The following is a 10,404-nucleotide window of genomic DNA, read 5'->3' as shown; positions in this document are numbered from 1 at the left end:
TCACCCCGCTACGCACCCCGAAACCGGAAGAGCCAGTAAAGCCGATCGGTTCTTTCCCTGACTACGCAAAACCGCTCCTGCTGCATGCAGTGAAAGGTCTAGGAGCACCACGCACAATACTTGGCGGATCATCAGGTGGCGGATATGCCGCCTTGAATTTCAGCCGTTTCTTCCAAGAGTCAGCAGTTCTTTGCATAAACCCTAGACTGCACCTAGGGGCTCGACCGTTTCCGAAACTTGGCCATTTCATTTCCCAAGCGTATAGAGCATCTGGACCAACTCAATACTCTCGTTTGAAGTCCACATACGTAACAGAAGACTTAGCAACGCTTTTTCAAGACGGATTTTCGAACCACGTAGGCCTTCTTCAGAACTCGGGAGACAAAGATTACTATGAAGGACAATTTTTGCCTTTTACAACGGCTCTCAGTTCTGATCCTAAGCTTTGGGTACGCCTCGACGAAATTGGTGATGGACACGTGCCTTATCCCAAGAGCATTTTGCATCACACCTTCAAAACGTTATCAAACACTAGCCTCACGATTCCAGAGGCATTTGAAAAGTCGGGTTTTGAAAGGCCCCACGGAGAAACGTCACAATAATAAAACCGAAATGTGACACTAGCGGTTAAATAGCCGCTTCTTCGTCTTGGCAGCTGGTCGCAGTTAGCGATTGTCGAAGAACTTAGCCGCCTCACTTTCGAAGACTATCACCGGCTCAACATAGTTCTTCCTATTAGATTCGACTATCTGTCTTGCCTTATCAAAATTCTTCTGGGTGGTTGCCTCTCCCCATTTTGCATATTCCGGAGATATATCGCTCAGCGCACCTTCCATTACTACCCGACCGTCATGGAGCCAGAGTGCACTCTCACAAGTTCTCCTCAGAGTTTTCGCACTATGGGACACCATAAAGACCGTACCTGCATTATCCAGAAGCTCACCCATACGTCGTTTCGCTGTCTCAGCAAATGTCGCGTCTCCAGTACCCAAGGCTTCGTCAACCATCAGGATATCGGGATTTCTAGAAGTAGCAATCGCGAAGGTCAGTCTTGCTGACATACCTGAAGAGTAAGTATTCATTGGTCGGGTTAATGCCTCATCTTCAAGACTAGAAATATCCTTAACTTCCGAGATCATCGCTGGAAGATCACTCCTAGCCACTCCCATTGCCAGCAGTCCAAGTTTAATATTCTCAAGACCTGTCAATTTCGGCTGCAGCGCCGCTGAAACCCCTAGGAGGGACGGTGTTCCGCCAACTACCGCGCTGCCTGATGTTGGCGTCTCGATACCTGCCAACATGCGAAGTAGTGTGGACTTGCCCGAGCCGTTTTTGCCCAAGATACCAATCGCCTGTCCCCTTCTTGCAGCAAAGCTAACGTTCTTAACTGCATGAACAGATCGTCGCTTCACAGGCAGAAGATTCTCAAGTCGGCGCCCCTCGGTCACGGGAACTTGGTAGACCTTATTTAGGTTTCTGGCTACTACCGAATATTCAGCGCACACTTGAATACCTCGCTTCTGCACGCCAAAAGAAAACAATACCAAACAACAGCATTGCAAATGAGCTTAATGTCATATACGACCAAACTAGAAGCGATGGAAACTCCCCATAAAGAGCGAGGCCCCGCACTGCCTGAAGGAAATGAAACGCAGGATTAAGTTCCAAAATCTTCTGAGCAGTGTCGTTAGTGATGAAACGATCGATTGAGAAAAATACTCCCGACGAATAAAACCATGCCCGGGATACAAAAGTTAAAATTGCTCGCAAGTCAGGTACAAATGCCGTAAGTCGGGCTACCACTAGAGACAAGCCACACGCGAATATGTGCATCAGGATAAACACTGGAATGACTAGGAAAAGACCTAGATTGAAGACATTCGGGTATTGAAACGCAAGACCAAAGGCAATCGCGACTACAGCCGGAACAACATTTTGCAACATGTTCCTAACAGTCAACGAAAATGCAAGAGCTGCCCGAGGAAAATTGAATGAAGAAACAAGTCCCCTAGACGATTGAATCAGGCCTGCACCTCCATTTAAGCCTTGTCGCATAAAACCGAAGAAAATAACTCCAATTACCAGATACCCAATGAAGTTCTCGATTCCTCGTGAAGTTTGAAGCAAAAGTCCAAAAATAATTCCGTACATCGCAGAATTCAGCAAAGGATTAAGGATGTTCCAAGCGCGTCCAAGGAGCATGTCACGATTATTTGTAGAAGACTTTCCCTTCGCTTCTTCCCAAATGAAATGACGCCGCTGCCATATATCCTTCAGATAGTTCAGCAACGGCGGCCGAAAAGATACGGGCCGTAGGCCAGCATCATCAATAATCATTAGTTTACGGGCAGGCTCGGTTGCGGAAGAGCTTTCCATCGATGGTCCTCCATCCATTAGGACTTAAGGTTTAAGAGTTTACGAAAGGAACGGAGCCTCTCCTCGAATCCAGGCAGAACCAACCTTGTTACCATTAGAATCCTCAATCCGCAAAAGTGGTCGAGAATCCCAATCGGTAGCATCAAATACGAGTTCGTCCTCGAGCTCCCTAACTTGCTCTACTCTCCCATTCTTTGTTCCGGCATTAACTATAACCCTCAGTGCAGAATTTTCTAGAAATCCTCTAGCGCTTAGATACTCAGAAAAGTTTCCCTTAATCTCAAGTTTTCCACTCGAACTATCAAAAATGCCGGAAACAGAGAGCGAGGGGGGATCGACAACAAACTTGTAGTCTTCGGCGGAAGGTTTTCTTGAGGATCGTTCTACGAGAGAAATCGCAGCCCTATAGGCGTCTACCAGAGAACCGACGCCTATCAAGCTACTAGCGTCGCCGATATAGTGATCAGTCTTCAACATGCCAGAAAGGTTCCCGTGTGAACGCATATAGACAAAGAAAGGCCTGACTCCCTTGGCAATTCTGAGGTCAATCGACAAACGTCTAAAAAAGCGCTCTTGCACCGAAGTAAAAGACTCCGGAAGCATCCATGGAGTAACGTCCTTCAGATCCTCCAAGTTTCTAGCCATAAAGAACTTGGAACCCGTCATAGCCACGTCCCACTCGGCCATATCTACGCGACCCGGACCGGAGGGATAGTATACTAGCTGTTCGGTAACTCCAATAGCCTTTGTAGTTCGACCTCCAGATTCCATGGCTGATTCAGCAATCCTCAAGATTTCATTTGCTGCCCAAGGAAGCCAAATGTCATCGTCGTCAATTGCCGCCCTAATAGTTACCTGGAAATCAATATTAGACTCCATACGGAAGCGATTGACAGCCTTTTGAGTAAGCCGTTTCGCATTCTCCGAATAATACTTATTGGGGAGCCGAACTGCATCAACATGCCCCGATTGCCGCTTAGGATATCCTTCCTTCGGATGTATATATGGGACTAAAAGAAAAGTAAACAGGCTCGACGACTGATTTAAACTGTTTATAAGCCGAGAAATGGAAAGAAACTCTTGGACCTTGTCTATCGAGCAATACGTCACATGCACGGCTCCACAATTTGGCACGTATCCTTGCTCCGCAAGAGACCTAAGAGTGCTTCGGTACAACGTCAGCAATCTCAGCAAGGTACTAGAGTTAGTTTCGGAATCCGCGAAAATCGTTTCTACCATCAGGCACCGCTTAGCTCCCGACAGATGGAGCCCCCATGGCCGACCAAGACTAGTCTCGTGCCCACACGCTGAGACTACTTGATGAAACGCCTCCTGCTGATCGGACTCCAATTTAGATAGGTCCACTGTGTACCGTCGCGCAGAGTCAGACTCAATGCGTTCTGCCCACCATAGGAAAAGTCGGCGCCATGAAAGTCCAGCGGGCGCAATCAATGGTACGAAGTTTTCATCTCCTCTCATTTCTAATCCCCGCTTTGGCCCTTAAATCTAAAGCGTTGACCAAAACTATTAATGAAACTCCGCCCTTTCTTTAAATTCGACTTCGGCAGATTATACAAACCACGCCTATTCTTCCACACTTGAACTTGAAGACGTCCTAATTTTGACTCTCTTAGTGCATTTAGCCGCTTTTCGCTTTCAGCTAACTTAGTTTGAAGGGTTTCGTTCTCGCGGGAAAGCTGATTAACCTTTGATATTGCTGATACAGGTTTACCATCATTATCATCGCGACCGTCGTTTTTCACCCTTATCGACTTATTTGGTGCCGAAGACAACGCTGTCCCTGTATGAGACGGAGAGTCACATACTATCTGCGATTGTTTGATTTCAACCTCAGCCGCCCGCTTCCGGAGAAGCGACGGGAATTTTCGCGCTTCCAATTCATCTCGGATGAGTATAGTAATTTGGTCCTCTACCGAGTTAGCCGACGAGGCATCCGGAATCACCCAGCCCACACCACCCTTAACATAGACCTGACCAAATCTGGGCAGCGAACCTTGTTCCGCATCAGGTGCGCCTAAAACAAACGAAGTGCTCATATACTCCTTCGGTGCCCTATTGCCAATGACTTCTAACAGCTGACCACGAATAGCAGTATAGGAATGTTGGACCGCTAGTTCATAGCACCGTCTTGCAGCATCTTCCACTAACTCCGGGCGCTGCGGAAGCTTTTCCAAAAGGTCTTTAAATTCTGAAATGGAGTTCGCGAATAGTGGATAGTCCTTCCCTAGCAGCTGCTCATGCAGCTCAGTACGGTTTACTATTGAAGGTCTTGCTAAGGCCCCATATTCTAGAATTTTTGTAGAAAGTTCAGAACTATTGTTCATGGATTCGGAACGCCATCCGATGCCGATATGCGCGGCGGATATAAGAGAGCGAGAGACCAATCTTGGCACCCGACCATGCCATGTAACCCCCGGGGTAGAATCCAGTAGCCATCGATTATTTGCGATGAAGTAAGAATCTTCCTCGGACTTTCGGAACTGATCCCCCGCGATATCGAGTGCTAGCGTACTTCCGCAGGATGCGGCCGCCTTGAAGGAAGCTAGAATCAGATCGGTATTCCAAGCTTTGAAGAACTTACCTGTATACACAAACCGTTTAGGTTCTTGACAAAAGTGATAGAGGTCCTCGAACCCTCCCTCGGGATCCGGCACATGCGGTGGCAGTATCGCAAGTCGTTCTGCGCTACTATTTGGTACTACGTCGGAGACTTTCCGTAATATAGCTTCTGTTTGACATAGAAACTTGACCCCAGACTCATCAAGTACTTCTAATTGATGAAGAAGATTACCATCTACCACTTGGTCAACTGTGGTAATTCCGGTCACATAGACGGAAAGCTTAGAACTCAATTCTGGGAACTGATTTACTAGATAGTACGCTGTCTCAGTGTCGCGCAAAAGAATCGCATCATACTTACCACCAATTTCGCCAATCGTTCGCGCATAGTCACGACGAGACATCCCTTCCCCAGAGGGAGGATTAGAAAATAAGCCTCGGTTCTTCGTTGAGTATGGATCCAAGATGGAAACATTGTCATGATAGAGAACCTCATCCACCACTTCAGTCTTCCGAATGGGGTTCGCAGTTAACAGCGTAACCTCTACTTTAGATGCCCCAGCCAGCATGGAACTCACTCCAGCCAAGAAGAAGGCCGATCCATCTACTACGTTTACATTTATGTACCCGGAAACCAGAACTCGAAAGACTTCATGCCTATATGCATTTGACATTTTAGATAGCTACTCTCTTTTCTCGAACTTGACCTTGAAGTTCGGGCTTATATGTTTTCACCTTTACAATGCACTCGTTTGCCTTCGCACTTTTGCCGAAGGAGAGAGGGATACTATTCGCCCGCTGGAAGTCAACAGACTTAACGAGTTCCCCATCACGAAGAAAGTCAAAAGCGAACTCCAAGTTTTCACCGCTAGCTACTCCAATGACTTGTTCGGAACCAGCCACTTTGTGAATTACGACTTTTTGCAAGTTAAACTTGGATTCTTGCGTAGCGATCGGGCCGCTCGATGCTAGAGCAAGCTGTTGAATGACTTGCTCCAGTGTTTTTTCGAGTTCTCGGTATCGATCACGCCAAACGGCTTCAAGGTCATCTCGGGACATAATTTCTCCTATTTTCCAGCAAGCTGCGTTCGAATATGGGCCACCTCTGCACCAACTGTGGCCTTACGCCCGCACTTTTGGACCATTGACTCAGCTCCCTGCTTCGAAAGCCGCTGGAATAATTCAGGGTCAAAGTAAAGCTCTTCAATAAAGTCCGCAAGTTGTTCCACACTCTCAGGTTGTGCCAGTAGACCAGTAACCCGGTGCTCAAAGAACTCGGGGACAGCGGCAATATCGCTACTAATTGTGACCAGTCCTGAAGACGACGCTTCACACATAGATACACCCTGCGAATCGAAACGCGTTGGACTTAGAAAAACTCCGTGTTCGGCATGCAATTGTCGGATTTCTTCTTGGGAGAAGAACCTATTCTTTAACCGAACATTCTTGAATTTTCGAAGAGGCTTGACTGTTTCGTCAAACATTGGCCCACTGCCACAAATAGTGAAACTGAGAGCATCGAAATAGGGTCTTTTCGAAAGCTCTAGGATAGCGCCCACAGTTTGATCGTTTGCATACTTCAACGACGCATATGGTCGGATACTTAAAATCTTTAGCCGCTGGTCATCAGTTTTCTCCGTATACGGGAAAACAACTTCATCGACAAGATTCGGGATTACCGTTGAATTACGGAACTCTGCATGATTATCCGGTTCAACAATATACTTCTGAAACCATTCCGACACATTTACAAAACTGATATTCAGCTCTTCCTCTTCCATTAGGTCATGGAAGAAAGAATTTTGGCCCACATAGTATTCATCCCTCTTTTTTAAAGCTTCTCGAACATCCCTGGGCGACCTTATAAAATTAAACCAGCGACGGTACCAAGCTTCCGCTTCAAATCCATGAACCCAAATGATAATCGGTGCTTCGACCTTTAATCTCTGCAAAGGCCGAATTCGCTGAGGTTCCGCAAAATGCACAAGATACCCGTCAAAACTTTGCGCCCCGATATAAGACTCGAGAGCTGCCTCGTTCCCGACTGTGACGCGAATGCCATCGAACTCATACTCATATGATTCAGAAACCGGCTCATGGTTATAGAAAACCCTCACATCCAAGCCTGCTTCGACATAGGCTTTCACTCGGCGGTGAATAAAACCATTACGGTACAAAGCTTGGTCACTGGGATATGCATTACAGATCACCAACAGCTTTTCGGGCATAGCTACGATCCTCTTAGCTTTCATCTATTCTATTTGATTAATATGCCTGCTTGTTTCGTTCCTGTAGATAAGCATAGATGTTTCTATACCGTCGTGCATTGGATTGCCAGGTCCTCTCTTGCACCCAGTTCCGTGCATCTTCAATTAATCGTTCATTCGCGCAAGCCTTTTTAATTTTGACAACAAAGTCCTGCAGATTGCCCGGCTCAAAGAGCAGCCCGCCGACCCCTGAAACTTCTTTTAGCGCCGGAAGATTCGAGCTGACAGTCGGCACGCCAACAGCCTTTGCCAATAGAGGCTTTAACGGCGTTACGTTTCTACAGACCTCAGAATCTATTCGAGGGATCACAAAAACATCCAGCGCGGCGTACCACTTCCATATGTCTGAATTATCTTGGCGACCCGCAAAAACTACCCTCCTTTCCACTCCCAAGTCCCTAGCTAAATTTATCAATCGTGGTAAATCGGTCCCCTCACCAACGACCAAGAGTTTCCAATTATTTCCGAGCTCTCCGAGTGCACGTACTGCAAGATCTAGGCCCTCATAACCAACAACCGATGTAACCGTCCCAAACCATTTCGAATCAACATCCAATCCAAGCTCCCGACGAATCTGCTTCACATCTACTTGTCTCGACAAATCCTCACTATCAATTGCGTTCGGGACCACAAAAATCTTTGATTCATCGACTCCACGGTCAACCATATGCCCCTTTGCAACATTGCTTAATGCAATAACGGCGTTTGCCGCTTTCATTGCTTCGGTTTCCCTCTCTCTGGCGAGCAGATAATATTCAGACTCTTTCGCAATCCCTTGGTCTCCCTCTGGGACCTTAGAAAGCCAAGTATTTTCGAGCTCACCCCGAACTTCATAAACCCAAGGAATTCCCGTTTCACTAGCCACACGTGAAACCACCTGAGCATTTCTAAAGTCTGTCGTCGTGTGTAGAACTTGTGGCCTGATTGACCGCACACACGCCAAGAGCATTTCTACGGTTAAGTCTTCTCGAGTCTTTAAGTCGGCCGGGTACCTAGACGGAACTAAACGGTGATACCGCACCCCATCAATCGATTGCACCGAGCTTTTTGCAAGCGACCCTATAACCACTGGATAACCTAAGCGCGTTACCGCCTGAACGCCGATGCCAGAAGCTTGAAGAGCCTTCAAGGAACTATGGCTTCGGTAGGTATACCCAGATTGGGTGTATGGAAGGCTGTTATTCAGGAACCACACCACCCCGTCATACTGAAAACTATCCCAGCTTTCCGGACGCTTGACCCCTAGCTCCTGTACATCTATCGCACGCAACAGCTGTGCCTTCTGCTGACGAACACGCCTAGCAAACCTCTTGCCAGCTTTCGCTTTCACTCTTCCCTCGTTGGATGCCTCATACAGACCTATCGCTCTAGAAAGTTCTCCTCTGCGATATTCATCGTCACCTTCGAGAGCTATCCTGGAAAACTTAATTCTCTGCAGCCCTAGTTTAAGTTTCTCGAAAGGAATCTTCTGCCGAGTTTTTTCCAAGACGCTATTGCAAAATGCCTGAGGATCTTCGGCGAGCATTCTTTTCGCGGTTCCAAGCAGGAACAGCCACTGCTTAACACCGAATCTAAGATTCATCACCGGACAGTACCCCTTCAAGTAAGCCTAGAAAATTGGCCTCAGCAACTTCGTTACGTTCCTTCGATACCCAAGCTGATGCGCTCTCTGCGGGCTTTAGCTCATGCGGATTTTCAATTAACTTTCGCCATAACGCTACTAGTTCTGCTGGGGAATCCGGCGCTACAACGTCGCCTGCCCCTACAGATTCAACTATTTCTGCCGTTTCTCCTTTAACAACAGCTGAAATATGAATCTTTGCTTCCATCAGTTCATAGGTTTTGGAGGGCACTGTTCGCTCTAATGGTTCCCAGTTAGCCAAATGAACAAGAGCTGTGTCCGCCCAAAGGTACGGCTCAAGCATTTCATCAACGGAGCGCTGTTTCTCAAATCTTGCTTCAACTCCCAATTGTTGCGCTCTCTCAATCAGCCTCTTCTTTCCATCCCCTGCGCCTATAAAACGCAAGTTGATCTTAACCCCTTGTTCTTTAGCTATCTTTGCAGCCTGCAGGACATTTTCTAGGTCTTGTGCCCGCCCGATCGTGCCGGCATAAAGCACGTTAAGCTCTGATGAATCTCTCAGAGACTTAGCGCTTTTCACAAAATCTATTTCCCGAGGGAAAACATTTCTAACCGTCGCCAAACATGGTTCCGCGTTGCGGCCGTTCACTTCCTTCTTCTTTGCAAGATCGTTTCGCAACCATGACGAGGTGGCGACAACACCATTTGCCTGAAGCAGAGCAAAGTCCAAACCGACCTTTGTCATCGCCTTAACTAATTGCAAAGGCCCCTTACTTAGAACTTTCTGCCGCCAAGAGTGCGCCCCAAGACTTTCATTCCAGCGAGCAGATTCCTGCAAAAGGTCAGGCCAAGCGTCCCGCAGATCTATAACATATGGCACCTTAAGAAGCCTTCCCACAATACAAGCGACTACGGCAGTCGGTAATGCTGGCACGGTAGCGACTATTACGTCTGGCCTAACTGAAGATCCCTTGCGGCACCGCAACAAAGCAATGCATAACTGGCCAACTGCGACCGAGACTTGGCTTACCACCCTCGTCGTCAAACTAGAAGTTGAGGGAAGCGCCACAGTTCGAATAATTTGCTCCCCCGATTCCCCTTCCTCACCAACACCCAATGGTGAACTAAGTTCTCGCAATGAACCAATCCATTTTGCAAAACCCATATTTCTACGAAACTTTCTGGGCGGCGCAATCACATCAACTTCATGTCCCGCTTCACGCAGAACTGATGTAAGCCACTGCCAGCGCCTCTGCGGGATACCATTCTGCGGGTGCCAATAATGTGAGAGTACAAGAATTTTCAACGAGTAGCTTTCTCTTAGTTGCTTTCCAGCGGCAAGCCTACCAGTCCGCCCTCATGCAAACCTATCACCCGGCTTCATGCCCAGAATTAAAAATTTGCGAGAAAGCACCGCCAATCAAAGCCATATGCAGGGGATTTGCAACTTTAAACCATAGGCCTATATAGTTACTTCTCGTTGCACGGAGCAGAGAGATTTGTTCAGTAGCATACGCATATTCCTCCATAGCTCAGTTGGCAGAGCATTCGACTGTTAATCGAAGGGTCACTGGTTCGAGCCCAGTTGGAGGAGCAAAT

The 10,404-nt window shown here is 47.4% G+C and carries 9 protein-coding genes and 1 tRNA gene; 2 read left to right on the top strand and 8 right to left on the bottom strand.

Annotated features, from left to right (window positions below):
* On the top strand, nucleotides 1-602 hold a 602-nt coding region (locus HMPREF2978_RS13120), incomplete at its 5' end, for a hypothetical protein (protein WP_168166429.1).
* 63 nt (nucleotides 603-665) lie between these two features.
* On the opposite strand, the gene HMPREF2978_RS12630 is transcribed toward HMPREF2978_RS13120, so the two are convergent.
* The 8 genes from HMPREF2978_RS12630 to HMPREF2978_RS00490 all read right to left on the bottom strand — a co-directional run bounded on the left by HMPREF2978_RS12630 (nucleotide 666) and on the right by HMPREF2978_RS00490 (nucleotide 10,111).
* Nucleotides 666-1,412, bottom strand: coding sequence for an ABC transporter ATP-binding protein (locus HMPREF2978_RS12630; protein ID WP_168166428.1), 747 nt, complete (start codon nucleotides 1,410-1,412; stop codon nucleotides 666-668).
* A gap of 82 nt (nucleotides 1,413-1,494) precedes the next feature.
* Nucleotides 1,495-2,376 carry an ABC transporter permease gene (locus tag HMPREF2978_RS00515; RefSeq protein ID WP_070743400.1) on the bottom strand — a complete coding sequence of 294 codons (882 nt, stop codon included), beginning with the start codon at nucleotides 2,374-2,376 and terminating at the stop codon, nucleotides 1,495-1,497.
* A 39-nt stretch (nucleotides 2,377-2,415) separates the two neighbouring features.
* The gene (locus tag HMPREF2978_RS00510) at nucleotides 2,416-3,255 is read right to left on the bottom strand and encodes a hypothetical protein (RefSeq protein ID WP_070743396.1); all 840 of its coding nucleotides are present in this window, start codon (nucleotides 3,253-3,255) and stop codon (nucleotides 2,416-2,418) included.
* A 602-nt stretch (nucleotides 3,256-3,857) separates the two neighbouring features.
* Nucleotides 3,858-5,534 (bottom strand): glycosyltransferase family protein, encoded by a 1,677-nt coding sequence (locus tag HMPREF2978_RS12940; RefSeq protein ID WP_143342248.1) that lies wholly within the window; start codon nucleotides 5,532-5,534, stop codon nucleotides 3,858-3,860.
* Between the two features lie 97 nt (nucleotides 5,535-5,631).
* Nucleotides 5,632-6,015: a hypothetical protein gene (locus tag HMPREF2978_RS00505; protein WP_070743393.1), complete on the bottom strand. Its 384-nt coding sequence runs from the start codon at nucleotides 6,013-6,015 to the stop codon at nucleotides 5,632-5,634.
* A gap of 8 nt (nucleotides 6,016-6,023) precedes the next feature.
* Complete coding sequence (locus tag HMPREF2978_RS00500; RefSeq protein ID WP_070743410.1) at nucleotides 6,024-7,184, bottom strand: glycosyltransferase family 4 protein; 1,161 nt, start codon at nucleotides 7,182-7,184, stop codon at nucleotides 6,024-6,026.
* Nucleotides 7,185-7,221: 37 nt separating this feature from the next.
* Entirely contained in the window at nucleotides 7,222-8,805 is a 1,584-nt protein-coding gene (locus tag HMPREF2978_RS00495; protein WP_070743390.1) for a glycosyltransferase family 4 protein, read from the bottom strand.
* On the bottom strand, nucleotides 8,795-10,111 hold the full coding sequence (locus HMPREF2978_RS00490; protein WP_070743387.1) for a glycosyltransferase family 4 protein: 1,317 nt from the start codon (nucleotides 10,109-10,111) through the stop codon (nucleotides 8,795-8,797). The genes HMPREF2978_RS00495 and HMPREF2978_RS00490 overlap by 11 nt, the downstream gene beginning before the upstream one ends.
* Before the next feature lie 215 nt (nucleotides 10,112-10,326).
* On the opposite strand from HMPREF2978_RS00490, the gene HMPREF2978_RS00485 reads away from it, so the two are divergent.
* Nucleotides 10,327-10,399 (top strand) — tRNA-Asn (locus HMPREF2978_RS00485).
* The last annotated feature ends 5 nt before the right edge of the window (nucleotides 10,400-10,404 follow it).

The organism is Corynebacterium sp. HMSC074C01 (genome assembly GCF_001814605.1).
Classification (GTDB): Bacteria; Actinomycetota; Actinomycetes; order Mycobacteriales; family Mycobacteriaceae; genus Corynebacterium.
Note: the sequence above shows the minus strand (reverse complement) of the source record. Positions and strands in the feature narration are given on the sequence as shown.

What these genes read in the sequence shown, in the direction of transcription:
- HMPREF2978_RS00510 (WP_070743396.1), bottom strand. Translation starts at nt 3,255, where the DNA reads ATGGAGTCTAATATTGATTTCCAGGTAACTATTAGGGCGGCAATTGAC.
- HMPREF2978_RS00495 (WP_070743390.1), bottom strand. Translation starts at nt 8,805, where the DNA reads ATGAATCTTAGATTCGGTGTTAAGCAGTGGCTGTTCCTGCTTGGAACC.
- HMPREF2978_RS00505 (WP_070743393.1), bottom strand. Translation starts at nt 6,015, where the DNA reads ATGTCCCGAGATGACCTTGAAGCCGTTTGGCGTGATCGATACCGAGAA.
- HMPREF2978_RS00500 (WP_070743410.1), bottom strand. Translation starts at nt 7,184, where the DNA reads ATGCCCGAAAAGCTGTTGGTGATCTGTAATGCATATCCCAGTGACCAA.
- HMPREF2978_RS00515 (WP_070743400.1), bottom strand. Translation starts at nt 2,376, where the DNA reads ATGGAAAGCTCTTCCGCAACCGAGCCTGCCCGTAAACTAATGATTATT.